13 protein-coding genes are annotated in these 17,433 nt (G+C 37.3%); 8 read left to right on the top strand and 5 right to left on the bottom strand.

Annotation, left to right across the window (positions count from 1 at the left end):
• Position 1 precedes the first annotated feature (1 nt).
• From OCU46_RS18335 to OCU46_RS18320, 4 genes are all read left to right on the top strand, one after another.
• Complete coding sequence (locus OCU46_RS18335; protein ID WP_141272316.1) at positions 2 to 1,594, top strand: ATP-binding cassette domain-containing protein; 1,593 nt, start codon at positions 2 to 4, stop codon at positions 1,592 to 1,594.
• Positions 1,591 to 3,729 carry an ATP-binding cassette domain-containing protein gene (locus tag OCU46_RS18330; RefSeq protein WP_141272318.1) on the top strand — a complete coding sequence of 713 codons (2,139 nt, stop codon included), beginning with the start codon at positions 1,591 to 1,593 and terminating at the stop codon, positions 3,727 to 3,729. Before OCU46_RS18335 ends, OCU46_RS18330 begins: the two co-directional genes overlap by 4 nt.
• A 106-nt stretch (positions 3,730 to 3,835) precedes the next feature.
• Positions 3,836 to 4,186: a hypothetical protein gene (locus tag OCU46_RS18325; RefSeq protein ID WP_141272320.1), complete on the top strand. Its 351-nt coding sequence runs from the start codon at positions 3,836 to 3,838 to the stop codon at positions 4,184 to 4,186.
• Positions 4,187 to 4,270: 84 nt separating this feature from the next.
• Positions 4,271 to 4,597 (top strand): hypothetical protein, encoded by a 327-nt coding sequence (locus tag OCU46_RS18320; RefSeq protein ID WP_141272322.1) that lies wholly within the window; start codon positions 4,271 to 4,273, stop codon positions 4,595 to 4,597.
• A 70-nt stretch (positions 4,598 to 4,667) separates the two neighbouring features.
• Here OCU46_RS18320 and OCU46_RS18315 read toward each other — a convergent pair whose 3' ends face one another.
• The 3 genes from OCU46_RS18315 to OCU46_RS18305 all read right to left on the bottom strand — a co-directional run bounded on the left by OCU46_RS18315 (position 4,668) and on the right by OCU46_RS18305 (position 8,303).
• Positions 4,668 to 5,042: a hypothetical protein gene (locus tag OCU46_RS18315; protein WP_141272324.1), complete on the bottom strand. Its 375-nt coding sequence runs from the start codon at positions 5,040 to 5,042 to the stop codon at positions 4,668 to 4,670.
• Positions 5,043 to 5,193: 151 nt separating this feature from the next.
• Positions 5,194 to 6,075, bottom strand: a complete 882-nt coding sequence (locus OCU46_RS18310) for a sigma-70 family RNA polymerase sigma factor (protein ID WP_141272326.1) — start codon at positions 6,073 to 6,075, stop codon at positions 5,194 to 5,196.
• 209 nt (positions 6,076 to 6,284) lie between these two features.
• Positions 6,285 to 8,303: an EAL domain-containing protein gene (locus OCU46_RS18305; protein ID WP_141272328.1), complete on the bottom strand. Its 2,019-nt coding sequence runs from the start codon at positions 8,301 to 8,303 to the stop codon at positions 6,285 to 6,287.
• A 144-nt stretch (positions 8,304 to 8,447) separates the two neighbouring features.
• On the opposite strand from OCU46_RS18305, the gene OCU46_RS18300 reads away from it, so the two are divergent.
• From OCU46_RS18300 to OCU46_RS18290, 3 genes are read left to right on the top strand one after another with little or no spacing between them, the layout of a single operon-like run.
• Entirely contained in the window at positions 8,448 to 10,757 is a 2,310-nt protein-coding gene (locus OCU46_RS18300; protein ID WP_141272330.1) for a PAS domain S-box protein, read from the top strand.
• A 12-nt stretch (positions 10,758 to 10,769) separates the two neighbouring features.
• Entirely contained in the window at positions 10,770 to 11,222 is a 453-nt protein-coding gene (locus tag OCU46_RS18295; RefSeq protein ID WP_141272332.1) for a response regulator, read from the top strand.
• The gene (locus OCU46_RS18290; protein WP_141272334.1) at positions 11,219 to 12,100 is read left to right on the top strand and encodes a GGDEF domain-containing response regulator; all 882 of its coding nucleotides are present in this window, start codon (positions 11,219 to 11,221) and stop codon (positions 12,098 to 12,100) included. The genes OCU46_RS18295 and OCU46_RS18290 overlap by 4 nt, the downstream gene beginning before the upstream one ends.
• A gap of 75 nt (positions 12,101 to 12,175) precedes the next feature.
• On the opposite strand, the gene OCU46_RS18285 is transcribed toward OCU46_RS18290, so the two are convergent.
• Positions 12,176 to 14,059 (bottom strand): response regulator, encoded by a 1,884-nt coding sequence (locus OCU46_RS18285; protein WP_141272336.1) that lies wholly within the window; start codon positions 14,057 to 14,059, stop codon positions 12,176 to 12,178.
• Positions 14,060 to 14,385: 326 nt separating this feature from the next.
• Entirely contained in the window at positions 14,386 to 15,804 is a 1,419-nt protein-coding gene (locus OCU46_RS18280; protein WP_141272338.1) for a GGDEF domain-containing protein, read from the bottom strand.
• Positions 15,805 to 16,217: 413 nt separating this feature from the next.
• Between OCU46_RS18280 and OCU46_RS18275 the strand changes: the two genes are divergently transcribed.
• On the top strand, positions 16,218 to 17,402 hold the full coding sequence (locus OCU46_RS18275) for an NnrS family protein (RefSeq protein WP_141272340.1): 1,185 nt from the start codon (positions 16,218 to 16,220) through the stop codon (positions 17,400 to 17,402).
• Positions 17,403 to 17,433 lie beyond the last annotated feature (31 nt).

Raw genomic sequence — 17,433 nt, 5'->3', positions numbered from 1 at the left:
GATGAAAAACCCACACTTATCCCAGAGAATTAGCCTGCCTGATAAATTCTATTTGGCACTGTCTACCATAATGACCACTCTACTGGGTTTAGTACTTCCCTTCTCTATCTTGATCATTTTTGACCGAGTATTACCCAATCAAGCAAAAGACACACTGTTTCTACTTTTTACGATCATACTGCTGGCAATAGTGCTGGACTATCAACTTAAGAAACAAGAAGAGCACATTATAAACAGTATAATGAAGCGCTTTGAAACTAACCTGACGACCAAGGTTTTCAACTCGATATGCTTAGCCAAAGTTTCTAAATTTCAGAAACTTGAGCCCGGAGAGTATTTAGAACGTATCGCCACCATAGATGAAATGAAGTCTTTCTTTGGTGGAGAAACCGTCAAGTCCCTGATTAATTTATGTATCAGTTTAGTCACCATATTAATCATAGGTTTCATTAACTTAGGTGCTGGCGCAACGCTACTAGTTGCATCTTTTATATTAGCCGTTAGTGCCAACCATATTGCCAACAGGAAAATTTCTGAGCTCGAGATCAAATCAGATGTAGAAGGTGTCACTCAATCTAAGATAATTGAGATCGTCTCCATGCCACTGGACAATAAATCTAGAACCATGGAGCACAGGCTAGAATCAATCATGACTGCGATGATAGAGGAGCGAGAGGACAAAAGTATTGACTACGAGAAACTAGAATCTGAGTTCAATTTAATACTTTCCCTTATCCAACAGTTATCCATCACAACAGTAGTCGTCTTATTGGCAACCGCGGTAATCAATCTGGAAGCTAGTCAGGGCATTATGGCCGCAGTAATCATGCTTACAAACCGCTACTTCGCACCCTACCAGCAAGTGATGCGTACCCTAAGTCGCTGGAAACTAAATAGCAGCCAAGTGGAACGTATAGCGGAGGTGATGTCGCTACACAGTAATCCAGGCAACAACACTGATCCTATACGTATCGAAAACATTTCCGTGAAAACCAGTCTCCATAAGCGCATCGAATTTAACCGTGGCAACATCTATCTCATGAAAGGAAAAAGTGCCAGTGGAAAAACGCACCTGACATCTTGTATGACGCAAGATCGCTTAGACGAAACGTTAACTGTCAAATGCAACGGTCAACCTTTGACTGACTACGATTACATGTCTTGGCGAGAAAATGTATCGCATATCAACCGACACAGTCGCTTCATAGAAGGCACTATCATCGAGAACATCACGTGCTTTCGTTCATCGAAGAATAATGAAGCATTTTCTGTATGCGAGTCTTTAGGTATCAAATCTGAAGTTGATTCTCTGAGCAGCGGTTTCTATACCCTGTTTAGCGGTAATAAACAGGTACCATTCTCTAGACAAACCTACTACGCCCTATTAGTCGTTCGCGCCATTGTAAGTAACAAAGAGCTTATTGTTCTTGATGATGTCGACAACGTTTTCTCTGAAGCTTTCATTGCGAACCTAGTCACCACCTTAGTGACTAAGTCGAGTAACAATATCATCATAATCATCAGCAATAATCTGTCGAAAAAGCAGAGCCGAAATCTAAAGCAAATCAATATGTCTAAGGAAATCATAGAATGAGTATTTTGGTTGATTTCAAAAACGTCACTCAAAGGCTGTTAGACTTTGACTCTGAGATACTACAACACCGATATCAACAAGCACCTTTACTACGAGGGATAGCCTACACGCTGATCGCTTATGAATGGGAAGGTTCACCCGATATACTTTCAGATACTTATATGCCAGATTCGCAGAATCAAACAGCGTATCAGCAAACCCTTGAACGCTTAGGGTATCAGTGCGAAAAACATGAAATTAACATAGAGCAACTGGGACCTTACGAAGTCAATTTACCTGCGTATATTGAGGCAGGCGAGTTAAGTGCCATATTGCTTAGTGTCAATGGGACAGTGGCTAACATCTACGATTTCAACAATCACAACACCTTTTCACTCGATCTAGCTGGCAAACAGGTTACCTTAGTTAGTATCTCTGAATATTCTCGCCTCTTTCGAGAACCTGCACCTGAATCACAAGATAAGAGCAACTGGCTTAAATACACATTTTACCGCTACAACAGTGAGCTAAAAAGCCTCGTTTTTCTGAGTTTTATGATCAGCTTATTTGGTGCACTGCAACCCTTTTTCATCATGAGTGTATACAATTTCGCACTTTCTTCTAGCTCCGAAACCACCCTCTATTGGCTAACGCTGTTTGCTGTCTTGGTAGGTATCATGGAATATCTGTTCAAGAAGATGCGCGTCAACATACTCGCTACATCAGGCAAAGACCTAGCAGTGCACATTTCAAGAAATGTCATCGGCAAGCTTTTATGGTTACCCTATTCCATGACATCCAGAGCTGGTGTTTCATCCCAGCTCGCACGATTAAAAGATATCGATCAGTTTCGTAAACTGGTTACTGCAGAATCGACACTGAGCTACTTTGATATGCCTTTTGTTATAGTTTTCATTCTGGCCATCGCGATCATGTCTGGAACTGCGGCGCTTACCGTACTCGCAGGGCTAGTCTTGATGTTTATTTTCTGCATCTATTCGAGATATATCTATACACAAGCAACCTCAAAAAGTACAAGAGCGAATGCCATGGTGTCCTATCAATGGAATGAAATACTCCGAAGTATTCACACCATTCAAGGCTTGCCTCTACTTAGAGTTATGCAAACCCGTTTTTCTGCATCACATAAGCAAAAAAGTAATGACTCTGAGTCTGTATCTAAAGTGAATAGCCGCGTACAGGCTCTAGGTGGCGGATTGATTCAGGCTATAGGAACAGCCAGTATTGTAACTGCAGTAATTGGCGTAATGGATGGAACCTCAGATGCAGGTGCAATGCTAGCAACCGTTATCTTAGTATGGAAGGCACTAGGTCCTATCATGGGCATCTACAATTCCATAACTAAGTTTCAATCTCTCAAAGCTGCGGGGGCTCAAATTAATAACCTCATGAGCCTTGAAGACGACAGAACGAACCTTGAACATAGTCCTCCGATTAGGAAGTTTAACGGTGACTTGATAGGAAGTGGCCTGACCCACCGGCATCCTAGTGCGACCGACGGTCTAACAAATTTAGGCTTTAAAATCAGCCCAGGAGACAAAGTATCTATAGTTGGGCCATCTGGTTCAGGTAAAACAACGTTACTCAATATTCTTGCCGGACTTGATGAACGTTACCAAGGTGCCGTTTATTTAGATGGCTATAACATCAAGCAGTTTAACAACTATCGTTACCGTAAAGGGATCAACTACATTCCTTTTGAATTGAATTTTTATAAAGGCTCACTTCGTTCAAACTTTGTCTTACATAACGGTATACTGCCCGAACGTTTAATGCTGAAATATATACGGTTTTTCGAATTAGAAGAATGGTTCCCAGATGGGCTAGACACCGACCTGACAACTGAATTTACTCAGAACCTACCCAATGGCATTTCTCAGAGATTACGCCTTGCTTTAGGTTTATGTGGCAACAGCAGCAATCTCATCATTATCGATGAACCTCTGTGTGGTGGCGCACATGAAAATGCAAGCTATTTGAACCAATTGTTTACGGAAGAAATCAAAGATGCAACGGTTATTTATACAACAAATGAGCCTAGTTTAGTGGTGTCTTCGAACCTTTGTTTGATGCTAGAAGCTGACGGTTCACAAAAGTACTTTGGATTTCCTGATAAAGTTATCGCATCACTATAAATTGGAGCACACAGAGTTCAAAAAGATACATTAGCAACAGGTAAATTACACTGGAAAGCGGTCTAGGTTGGTCTATAGTTAAATCGGAATATAGACGAGTGTATTTATGATAAAGCCAATTTCAATCCAAACATATCTAAAAAGCTACCAGCAAGGAAACTCAGTAAATTCAGAAGAAGAAAGAGAAATCGCAGAAGTGATCTACATATGGTACACAGAGGGATTCAGTATCCTACAAAATTTGAAGAGTATAGAGATATCAAATAAGGAAAAGTATTTAGAAGTACAAGAAAACTTAGTCAAAAAATATGATTTTACTATTCTCTCTCTTCTTGCCAATAAAGTGTATCAAAACGCCTTCAAAAATATATTGAGTATGCTTATTGAAGATGAAGTGAAATCACACCTCAGTAAATTACTGTTACTCTCTTACTCATCGAAAAATCAATTGCAGTAGAAATAACTGTTACTTATTTTCTTGAATTAGCGTTTACATCTCCTACTCTGCTTCCATTGATATAAAGACATATAAAGGAAGCTTATGATCAATGTTAACCAACTGTCCGAGGTATTTGACGGTGATAGTGATGTAGTGGGAATGATACTGTCACTTTATCTGGATGAAAACACCAATATTAGTGGTAAGTTTATTGAACTTCACCAGCAGAACAACCTTGATGAACTCTTCAAACTCGCACATACCCTCTCAGGTACTCTCAGCAACATCTGTGAAGAAGAAACCTCATCTCTTCTAAAAACTGTGGAGTTAGACGCCAGTGGTGGAACACTATCAAATAAGGCTGTGATAGAGCAAATCAGCGTAAATTTAACCAAGATAGAATTACAAATAAAAGAATACCTATCCTAACTAAGGATTCCTATATCGATTGTAAAGTTAAATTGAAAAATCATATAGACAATAATGAAAGGCTAAGCGCCTAGTGAACTTGGCTTTTCAATGGAACTTTGACTTCTGCTTCACACCTTATTAAAAGATATTCAATATACTTACGTTCAAATGAATCTTCAGGCCACTTAGATATTAACATCCTTGTAGCAACACCATAATACTCATCTTTAAGAAGTTTCTTTAAAGTAGAATTATTCTTTTTCAAATTACTAAAAGCCACTTGATAGCCAATATTATTATTACAATCAAGTACCGGTAGTAATCCAAATAAGCGCCAGTCACATAACACTTCTTGCATGACTATTTTCTCTTCAGTGAGAGACGAGTTAACTTTGATAAGTTCTTGATATGTGGGATCAGTTATTTCTTCACGTCTGATCTGAAACGGCTTCTCTTTTGACATACTATACTCCTGTATTAAAGAGCATGTTAGTACGTCCTAATCTGACTTCAAATTTAATTGCTTACTTTTAAATAAAATGGCATACCCTTACTGTTCTCTACGAATACATCAAAAATAAGTGTCTTATAAACGATTTAAATTGAATAATAATTCAATCCCAACCGTCAAAACTAAGCTTGCTTTTGAGCTTTTGTAGGGCTTCTTTTTGCAACTGTCTGATTCTTTCCTTAGAAAGCTGATAGTCTTCACTCAAGTCCCCAAGGGTTTCTCTCTCTTGACCAAATAAGCCATATCTCCTAACGATTATGTCTCGGTGCTTTGGTGAAAGAGTTTCCACTAATTTTTCTAAGCTCTGAATGAGTAGGTTGGCTTCATGTAACCCTGGAGGGCTTTGGGAAAGTGGTTCAGGTATATCTTCAAGAGAATAAGGTCCACTCTGCTTCAATTGAGCGGTCGCCATACAATCTATATTTGTACCTGATGAAAACAAATCGCATACATCATCTATCGAAAGTTTCTCCTGACTCGCTACCTCTTTAAGTGTGGGAACACGTTGCAGTTCGTTAGATGCTCTAGTCGCAGCCTTAGAGAGTTTGCTTATCTCTTTTTGTACATGAATAGGAAGACGAACTGTACGGCTATGATTCATTAAATAAGATTCTATGCTCTCTCTAATCCACCACACAGCATAAGTCGAAAATCGGTATCCAAGTTCAGGATCGAAACGGTCTATGGCTTTCATCAAACCGATGTTACCTTCATCAATTAGGTCAAGCAGATTGTTGGACGCACTCCCCTTATTTACATATTTACGAGCAATCTTCACTACAAGTCTGAGGTTAGATTCAACCAGAACCTGCCTAGCTTCAAAATCACCGGCTCTAGCCCGTCTCGAATAGTGTGTTTCTTCATCAGGAGCTAAAAGCTCAATACCGGTAATGTCCTGTACGTATTTCGCGTAGGGATCCCTTGCCGTTGCTTCGATATTGACCTCTATACTACTAGTTCCTTCAACATCAGCTTTATCAGACATTGATTTCTCCATAACCGTTTGACGATATTGCTGTTTTGCGTTCAATCTTTTGTTGAACGTCTTTGTATATCTCTAACATTAGCGCTGATTAAACCCTATAGCAATCCTTATAAAACTATATTCATATAATTTGCATAGATAGCTATTCCTTTAGTTAATATCTATATGCGATTTAGATCTAACATGAAGGTCGCAATAAAGCCCAACAACTAACAAGGCTGTTCAATGTGTTCATGCTTGAGTAGCAAGTCCTGATTATTGATCAGGTCATTTATCTCTTTTACAGCCATAATCGACTGGAAAGAAACTGGCTTGGAAAAAAGATAGCCTTGAACATAGTCAACGCCAAAATCTTGCAATATCTCCAATTCCTCTTGGCATTCAACACCTTCTGCTACCACAACGATACCTAGTTCGTGTGACAACTCAACCAGCATCTTAACAGCGAAGTATTTTTGTCGAGACAGGTGAATATCTTGAATATAATTGCGGTCCACCTTTAGAACATCAAACTGAAAATCGCTAAAGTAACTAAACGACGAACTGCCTGTTCCAAAATCATCGACAAGTATCTGTACACCTTTACTTCGTATAGAGTTGATCAAGTTTGAGTTATTGAGTGAGTTTCCAAAATAGCTACTTTCTGTTATCTCGATACCGATCTGATTCGGCTTATTCTTGTTCTCGACTATAAGATTAAAAAGATCACTCAAGTACTGAAGCCCATGGTCACTATCCAACAAAGAGCAGTTAACCGATAAGCACACTTCGTCCTCACATTTGGTAAGAATCTCTTTAAAGTATGACATTGCTTTTTCACACACCAACCTATCGAGCGTATGTACAACCCCTAGGGCCTCAGCAGCAAATATCATCTCTTGTACACTAAATTCGCTTTCGACCTGGTGGAATCTACATAAGCCTTCAAATTTTACAATTCTGCCGGTATTCAACGAAACAATCGGTTGGAAATGGACATCAATCTGCCTTGTACGTACCAAGTTAACAACCAGAGCTTCTAAGCGGCGTTTTCTAACTGACTCTTTATAAATCTCATGGTCATAAAAATTAAATTGTGAAGCACTGATATCATGGCTTTGAAGCGCTAGCAAAGAGTTAGTGATAGCTTCATCAACGCTAGTTGAGTCGATACCACAAAGGTCAACACCAACTTTGCCATTTAAAACCTGCTGATAAACTTTTTCGTTCACTTTATCTCTCAGTCTTCGCTTGAAGCGTCGAATCATCCTAGATAAACCGCCAATGGCAAGCAACTCATCCACTTCCACTTCTAGGACAATCACGAACACCCCATCACCAAAGTATCCAAAATCGTTATTCGTGCCTAAACTTTTTAAGCCCAGCGCCAAATTTACTTCATCTTTTTCTCGGCTCGACTTGCAAAAATCGGGCAACAATGAGATGCATAAATAACAAGAATCCTGAATTACTTTCTCGTTGATTTCCGAGCGAAACCTAGTTTCAGTAGGAAGGTGAATGTCTTTAAGGGAGTACTTCTTTTCTGCTATTGAAGAGACTTTGTTATTACCTTCAAGAACAGTGAAGTTAAAGATATAGAAAATGTCTTTATCTTTTGAAATAAACTTAATTACTTCCATATCAAACAATACATGTTCACCAATATCATTCTTCAATACAATTAGCTTGCTGTATCTTGACTTATTAATTAGGATTTTTTGAATGCTATTTTCTACTTTAAGATCTTTTAGAGATAAATTAGATCTAAATATATTATTACCAAAACAACGATCATCACTTAACCCTAATATATTTTTAAACAAGTCGTTTACCATTAGAACATTAAAACTTTGATCAGTAATCACCACACCTTTTTTATAATCACCAGTTAAAGTTTCAAAACACCCCTTTGATTCAAAATATATTGGAATGTGAGAAACCAACTTGATCTGACCTTTAAGCACTGAGTTAGATAGTCTGATAACTGAAATAGAATAAGTGTTTCTATATCCAGAAAGGCTTTCAAGCTCAACATGAAGCTTTTTGCTTTCTCTTTCTTTTAGCTGTTCAAAAGAATGTATTAATTCTATGAATTCCTTTTTAATTGGTTTAGAAGCCTGAAGTTCTATAAGTTTAGTTATCGACTCAAAATTCTCTGAACGAGATATATGCGTAGCATCAACGTAGTCAAACAAACCTGAATCATAGTTATATTCAAATTTCTCGATAACTCTTCCAATATTATTCATAGACCACACCCTACTACTCCATTTTAAGTAAGATAGGATATAAAAAAGGAAAATCAAATTTATTTTTGTAATTATTTAAATTGATATTGAAGGTTTTTTGTTTTTCATGAATACTATTAGTAACCACCATGATAAAAATATACTATGCAGACATCAAATGCTACCTCTCTAGAGAGAGATTTCTATGAATTGTTAAAAAGTGACACTAAGTACTTGGAACTAATTCAGGATATAACCATAACGGGTTTTTCGTATCTCGAACTAACACCAAATGGAAAAGCATGGTTCAGTAAAAACCTCATCAAAGGCTTAGGTTATAGCGAAAATGACGCTGCACATTCTCATCAGTGGTTCAAAAAGATTGTTCACCAAGATGACTGGACACTTATTAATAAAAGTGGACGAGATTTACCCAACAATCATTCTGAACCCTATGAAACCACTGTAAGGTGCATTTGTTCAGATGGGACGACTAGACACTTAAAGACGGTTAACTTTTACATCGTTGATGACGTAAAAGGGTCATTACGTTTATTGACAATGTATAGCGATACAACTGACCTCATACAGCCAACCAAAAGCTCGAATCTTTTAGCGACTGAAGAAAGCTATAGTGTATTGTTCAACCGTTCTCGAGTTGGTCTGGGCTTTTTATATAAGGATGAGACATGGGGCGAGATTAATCCGGCATTATATGGAATATTAGAACGAACATCTGAAGAAATGATTAATAACCCATTTGACTGTTTTTTCTCAAGCTTAGATAAAAGCCAATCTTATGGCATATTTTCCACATTGAATGAAGGTAAATATAAATCTATTATCTTTGACAAAAAAATACTTACAACATCCGGAATATACAAATGGCTAAGAATCACCGTATATAAAATAGAGAATAATTATAAATATAAATTCATGGTTAGCTTAGAAGATATTACTGAACATATTTATTTAGAAAATAACTTAAGAAGTAAAGAAAAATACTATAGGCAATACTTTGATTTAGGATTGGTTGGCATGGGATTTTGCGACTCCTCTTTATCTATAAAAGAATCGAACCCTGAGCTATGCTCTATTTTTGACTTAAACCATGAATTTATAGACAGAGAAAACTGGCTAGCGTTTTTTTCAGAAGAAGATCAAGAACGAGTTAAACTCGGATTTAGAAACCTCAGTGAAGGGAAGTTGAAGAAATATACAGATAATTTTGAGATTACCTCATGGAAAAGAACTTCGAAAACTGTATCTATATCTGTAACACCTAATATTACACTTGAGCATCAAGAGAAGCATTTCATAATATTTATTCAAGATATAACTCAAGAAACAAAAAATATAAAGGAGAAAGAACAAGCTTTAATTAAACTTCATAAGGCTGAAAGTATCGCTAAGGTAGGCAACTGGAGCTATAAATTATCAGACCAAAAAATTGAGTTCTCTCAAGAAATGTGGCGAGTGTTTGGTCGAAAAAAACACAATGACCTCAAATACAAAGAATTTATATCTTGGGTTCGTCCTGACTATCAAGACTTTCATAATCAAATGATACGACAAATATTGACTATGAAAGTTGGCACAAAATTCCCTCAGTTTACTTATCCGATTGTGACTGAACATGGAAAAGATAAGTGGGTGCAAGTATCACTAGAAGCCAACTTTGATAACGAATCAAACCCTAGCGAACTGTTTGGCGTTGTTATGGATATTACAGATAATTACAAGCGAACTGTAGCAATACAAAATTTAAACGAAGAACTTACTCGCTCAAACAGTGAACTAGAACGTTTTGCCTACGTTGCTTCTCATGACCTAAAAGCTCCTCTCAGAGCAATCAAAAATCTATCCTCTTGGATAGGTGAAGATATAGCAGAAATGGCCAATGAAACCACAAAGAATCATTTAACTTTATTAGGAAGTAGAATTGATCGAATGGAAGCCATGCTAGAGGGATTATTGCAATATGCTAGAGTCGGTACACGCTCATGTGATCCTACAACCCTGTGCCTAGAAAAAGCACTCGATGACATTTGGTCACTCCTAGGTGGGGAAGGTGATATTGAGTTTAAAAAGACGCTAGATATCAAAAAATTATCGATTCCCGACACACCATTCCTGTTAGTTCTTCACAACTTGATTAGCAATAGCATAAAACACGGTGACACCGGTCTCTCCAAAATTGAGGTCCATGCGTATCATGACAAAAGAACTGATCATTATTGGTTCTCCGTAAAAGACGATGGACCAGGTATTCATCCTAGATTTCACTCTAAAGTTTTTGAGCTTTTTCAAAGCCTTAAACCAAAAGATGAATTAGAGGCTAATGGTCTCGGTCTCTCTATGGTTCAAAGAGTTATTCAACAATATAAAGGAGAGATAGAGCTGCATTCCAACCCTCACATTTCACGAGGAACAAACATTCGTTTTAGTTGGCCAGTTGGTTCTACATTAACCTAGAAGGTAATTAACATGTCCATATCACCCAGCAAAATTAAGATCCTTCTCGTGGATGATGATTATGTTGATAGTGAGTGCGTTAAGCGTTCTTTGAAAAAGCTCGAGGTCTCAAATCAGCTATACATCGCGAGAGATGGCTTAGAAGCGCTTGAAATGATCTATTCCAATCAACAAGATCTGATCTTCAAGGGCCCTACCCTTATGCTACTTGACATAAATATGCCTCGTATGACCGGATTAGAATTATTGGAAGAGCTTGAAAAACGTAATGATCTCGATAACTTTACAGTGTTTATGCTCACATCCTCTTCTTTAGAGGAAGATATTGAGCAAGCCTATCGTTACAACATCGTCGCATATATTATGAAAAAGAATGCAGGAAATTCATTTATTGACGCCATTGAGTTAGTTAAAAACTATATAAAAACTGTAGAGTTTAAGTCAAAGGAAAGTGTGCAATTATGAAAGTATTAGTTATTGATGACGATGTCGTAGATCAAGAAGCAATCTATAGAGCACTACGTATTTACCCTGACATGAAAATTGAATACGCAGAAAACAGTGTAGAAGCCCTTATTGCAATAGAGTGCCATGATTTTGATTGCATTCTTCTCGATTATCTACTTCCTGAATGCAATGGAATTGAGCTATTAAATCAAGTCAATCAGATATCTGAGTCTCCTCTTCCCCCAGTGATTATGCTCACAGGACAAGGAAACGAAAAAGTAGCAGTGGAAGCTATGAAATTTGGAGTTTACGATTACATCACTAAGAATGACTTTACTCCTGAATCCATTTATACGCTTATCTCCGATGCTATCAAACACCGAATAGATCGTGATAAAGCAAAACAGTTGCAGACAGACATAGAGTTAGCTTCGTTAAGAGATCCGAAAACGAGTTTAGGGAACCAGTATCTATTCCATAACGATTTTGATCTAGCAGTAAACAAATACAAAGCTAACAGTCATGCATTTACAGTAATTCTTATCCGATTAATCAACTTTGACCAAATATTGGTTCAGCATGGCGAAAAAACATTTGAGCAAGCTTTGAAGATTTTTGCAAATAGGCTCAGGGCTTATCGGAGTACAGATCATTATTATCGTCATTACAATGGCGATTTTTACGGAATACTCCCTAATATTGGAGATACTCAAAAGGCACTAGATTTTACACAAAAAATGTATGCTGCGTTAATGGCAAATATTAAAGTTGCTGATTGTGAGATAAGCTTTAGTTTTGCTATAGCTTATGCTATCTATCCATTTGACGGCATTACAAGAGAGGACATAACTCATACCCTAATAGAGTCTATTCAACATTCTCAGGTTTATCATTAAGAATCTCGCTGTTGCAATCTCATTCTATCAATGTCTGCAGCGAGTAAACTAAATACTAGAAGCTCGTAGTATTTTTCACGATATCTTTTTAATCACTCTAAATGAGCTATCAGTATGCTGTAAATGCTCCAAAATCTTAGCCTTGTTAATGGGTTTGAAAATAATTTTCTCTACCCCACTACTTCTAAATTGTTCAACCGCGACCTTTGAACTATCCGCGGTACACGCAATGATATTGCTTTCTTTATCAACAGTATCCTTAATGACTCTACTTGCTTCTATACCATTCATAACGGGCATGTGATTATCCATTAAAATGGCGTAATAGCGTTTTTCACGAGCCATTTCTACAGCCTCTGCTCCATTTTTTGCAATATCAATCTCACTAAACCCAATGGATCTCAGCATTTTAGTTAAAACTATAGAGTTTACCCGATTATCTTCCGCTACCAATATTCTCTGGCTAGCTTCTACTGGGTAAGAATTAAAGCTACTAATATCCAACTCTAAAGGTACACACAAAGATATTCTAGATGACCCAGAGCTATCTAGATCATGGACCAAGTGTCCATCTAACTTATTAATCACATCATTTACACGTTGATATACAAAAGATCGTCCCATTGAGAGGTTTGAAACATCTAAATTACCATCACTAACTCGATCATGTAAAATATGGTAAATTTCCCCCTCATCTAATACATGAACAGAAAGGTTAATTATTCCAGTCTCATTCTTCAGTGTATCACTAACACTTATTCTAACCTCGCAATTACTTAGCTTATTTATAACACTCGATATATAAAAAGAGAAAATACTTTTAATCAGTAAACCATCTCCAAAGTAGATCGTATTATTTGACAGTTTGTTAGTGAAATCTAGGTTTAGATTCTTTTCTTTAGCGGACTGAACACATACTTTTCTAAGGTCTTCAACTATATTACTTAAACTAAATGATGAATTGTAGACTTTGAAATTATTCAGATCTATATTCTCTAAAGTTTCGATACTCAAGATAGTGTTATCTATATAGTTGCTACAAACTTTAATCTCGGAAAATATTTCATTAGTTTCTTTATCCTTTCCTTTTTCGGTAAGCTTCGCACTCACATTATTTAATCTTTGCAACGGTGCTTTGAGTTCGTCAATTAATAGAGTCAGAAAGTGAGATTTGTTATCCGTTTCCTCTCGAGCCACCTCAGCAGATTTAGTCAGCCTAAGTTCTAATAGTTTTCGTGAAGTAATATCTTTCTCAACCACTATAAATCGGTCAATTTCACCACTCTGGAATATAGGTAATAAAGATATTTCTAACCAATATGCGCATCCATCTTTGTGATAGTTTAGTACGTCAACCTCTATTGATTCGGCATTCGTTATTGCCTTGTTGATTCTCTCAACACTATCAGAATCCGCCAATTTTCGTTGTAGAGTATTAATTAATTTTTCGCCTACGGATTTATCAAAAGAGATACCGTTAATGTCTGTAAATGCCTTGTTAATCCAGGTAATCGAACCATGTCGATCGGTTATCACTATCGCATCATTATTGTGTTCTATGATTTCAACTAACTGAGACTGAAAGTTCGATACCTTTAACTCTTCTTCATACTTTGAGACCTGTTTACTTTTACTTAATGCTAGTAATACCATAAAGGTAAAAATCCAAATCGTCCCAAGCAACGTCACCAAACTAAACACTACTAACCAAAATTCATCACTACCTAGAGACGACCAGAACGCAATAACAGTCAGCAAAGAACATGCCGATGCTAGATGCAACGTTAATCGTGCATTTTTAAACGTAAAAGACACTAAGATAACAAGGAGGTAGTAATTTTTGGCTGCTATTGCTAGAGAAGAGCTTAAATCGATCAAAAAGATACTAAAAGTGATGAAACTTAAAAACACATACTGTAGTTTTATTGAACGATTCAGTCGCTCCAAAATTTCTTTCACTATGCCACTTCCTCGTTTTTATTTGGCTTATCTAGCAACTTTAACTGTATTAGACTGACTCGCTTTTTGGACTTAAGTCATGTGAATGTTCTGACTCTGTATTGTAAATGTCTCCATTTACACGCTTCGCTACTACAGATTCAATATGAAGAGCATATCAACAACAGCGACACTCATGAGCAGTATAGGATGAGATTTCAGTGGTTCAAATGATTCTATACGAACAAGTCAGTTGTTGTGAATCAAACTTCTAACTACCTGAAAATCCATCTCTTACTCACCCTGCTTAAAGTGCATACATTAGATATGCCTACAACAAAACGTTTTCATACCTTTTCAAGCAAATTGATATGACAGATATCACTACTTGCTTTGTGTACCAATTGTTCTGCACTAGAAGCATCCAAAGGAAACAAAGCTATACCAATGGAGGAAGTTAAACTAAGATTGCTATTATTGTAACATGTAAGCTCTACCAGTGATTTTTTCATTCTGTTCACAATGGAGATTACATTGCTTCTATCTTTCGTATTCGAAGCGATAATTAAGAACTTATTATCTCCATATAATCCAATTGCGTCTGTACTTCTAATTGAACACTTAAGGCTCTCCGCAACCAGTTTTGAAGCATATTCTTCATTAACTTTACCAAAGCAACCATTAACAACGTTATACTCATCCAAATCAATTAATATAATTGAAAACTTGTAGTTGAAGTGTTCAGCATTCATTACCTCATCTCGCAGTCTGTCCATAATTTCAATTTTATTCATTACTTTCGATAGCTCACCATTACTTTGATCATGATCAGGCAAATGGATTAGATTACGCTTACTGGTTTTTACATATTCACTTCTATTATCATTATATGCTCGGCCATCGTAAACCTTTCTTTTGCTACTAAATGATAACTTGCTATTTAAGATAGTTAAGTTAAGGAAAAACAAAGTTGTCATTATTATAATGCTAATAAACATCTGTTTATAGGTTGTGATTAAACTATACATAATATTAAGTTTAAAATTCACACCTAAATATGGAACATTAGATGAAACACTATCACTAAGAATATTTGACGATATTTGATTTTGAGTCTCACTTTGCCATAAATCGTTGTTTATATAATAGTTTATCTCTAGCAACCCTTCCCGTAGAAAAATAAAAGGCTCGATACTATCTATTAATTGGTTGCCTAAAATAAATGACACATCTCCTATATAATCACCGTCAAATGTTACTGATTTATTAATGTAAACTTCTTCAGCATCGCCATATCTTGTAAGGCCTATATTTTCATCTCGGTTAAATTCTACGTTTTCTTTTTCCCACGAGACTCCATTATAGGTATATGAATCATATCTACTATGACTACCTGCCATTGATAGACGAATAGATTTTATAGCACCATTTTCAAGGCTAGTAGAAAATCCAATATACTTATCTAGTAAGGATGTCAGTTTTTTATCTTCAAGAAAAATTCTTTTATCTGATGCATTTTTCTCAGTTGAATTCCATTCGTTCATCATCGACAAAATAACCGGCTCGTTAACTAGCGACCCCATATACATATCCAAAGTATAAAATAAGTTATCAGTCTTACGGATAAATGTTGAGGAGACCAACTCCGTGTGTTCATCTACAGCTCTATCAATAGCTACTTTTTCGTAAGAACACAACGCGATGGTAGCGAATAAATACAAGCCAGCTAGAATAAAACGCGGATAATTTGGATATGGTAGTTTCATACAACTTCCTTTAACACCATGAAATTCATAGAATTTATACTTATAAGTAGCAACCACTCACTGAAGTCAGCTTTAAGATCACGACCAATAGAAATAAGTTAGGAAGAAATAAGGAAAATCCAAATATTTTTGACCATGGGAAACCCTACTCTAATTTGGCAATCTGTTACCACATTATTGGGTCATCGATGAACTCAACTCTAAATACATGTTAGGTCGATTGAGATTAGATATAAGCAAATAGTAAACAGTGACTCTACACACATTTGTTCACCCAAGAAGTAAGACAACCTGAAAAGCATAAATGCTGAGTTCTCGCAGTAGATTATACCGCTCGTTCACACTATCTATACTTGCATTATCTCTCACTTCAATTTAAAGTTGCATTTAAATTGCAACTTAAGGTTTTGGCCATGCTAAACATCACTGATAAAGCGAAAGAAGAAGCTATTACACCCTTGCTTCGTCTTGGCTTTCGTCCCTTTTTCTTACTAGGCGCCCTGTACGCCTTTATTGCCGTCCCAGTGTGGATATACGCATTTCAAAACGGGCAACCTGAAGCGTTAGGTGCGCCCGCACTTTGGTGGCATGCCCATGAGATGTTGTTCGGTTTTGCTATGGCTATCGTTGCAGGATTCGTTCTGACTGCTGTTCAAAACTGGACTGGGATCAACGGTACTAAGAGTGGGCGACTCGGCATCATAGTCGCGCTTTGGCTAGCACCGCGCATTCTATTTTGGACACCAGCGCCCTTTTGGCTCATCTCTGTTGTGGAAAGCCTTTTCTTGTTAGCCGTTGCGTACGAAATAGGGATTCGAGTCTTTAAGTCTAAAGGTTGGAGAAACTTATTCTTTGTGCCTTTGTTCGCTCTAGCCATCTTCGCCAACTTTGCGAGTTACGCCACTATTACAGGTGTTGCACCCTTTACTTCAAGTGCGGTATGGCAAGCAATGCTTTGGTGGTTCATGCTGCTGTTGTCGGTGATGGGCGGACGAGTGATTCCTTTCTTTACCTCTCGTAAGTTCAACTTTGATAAGCCTCAACCCCTACTCTGGTTAGAGGTTGCAGGTAATCTTCCCTTGCTTCTACTGTTCATCTTGAGCTTCTTCCCGCTGACTTTAAGCCAATTGGAAACACCTTTGTTTATCTGGGCGGGCGTATTTCAATTAATGAAGGTATTGAGATGGAAACCTTGGAAGACCGTCAGCGAACCTCTAGTCTGGGCCTTGCACGCCTCTTATGCCTGTATTCCTGCTTACTTATTGCTAAAAGGGCTGACGACTAATGCATGGCTTGCACATACCTCTTTGCACTTGTTTGCCATTGGTGCTCTTTCAGGTCTTATTCTAGCCATGATAACTCGCGTTACTATGGGGCATACAGGCCGCAATATCTATGAAGGACCGAACATGGGCATCGCATTTGCTGCATTGATACTGTCTGCCTTAGTCAGAAGTGTTGGCGTCGGTCTATACCCTGAGTACACAATGCAACTGCTCGACGTGGCGACTGTGTTATGGATGATTAGCTTTGGCATGTATTTATTTAAGTTTGCCAAGATGCTCATCACACCACGCGCAGATGGTCACCCAGGTTAGATTACTTTCCCCGAGCTTTCATTTTTAAAAG

Origin of the sequence: Vibrio comitans (assembly GCA_024346835.1) — a bacterium.
In the GTDB taxonomy this organism is placed as follows: Bacteria; Pseudomonadota; Gammaproteobacteria; order Enterobacterales; family Vibrionaceae; genus Vibrio; species Vibrio comitans.
Note: the sequence above shows the minus strand (reverse complement) of the source record. Positions and strands in the feature narration are given on the sequence as shown.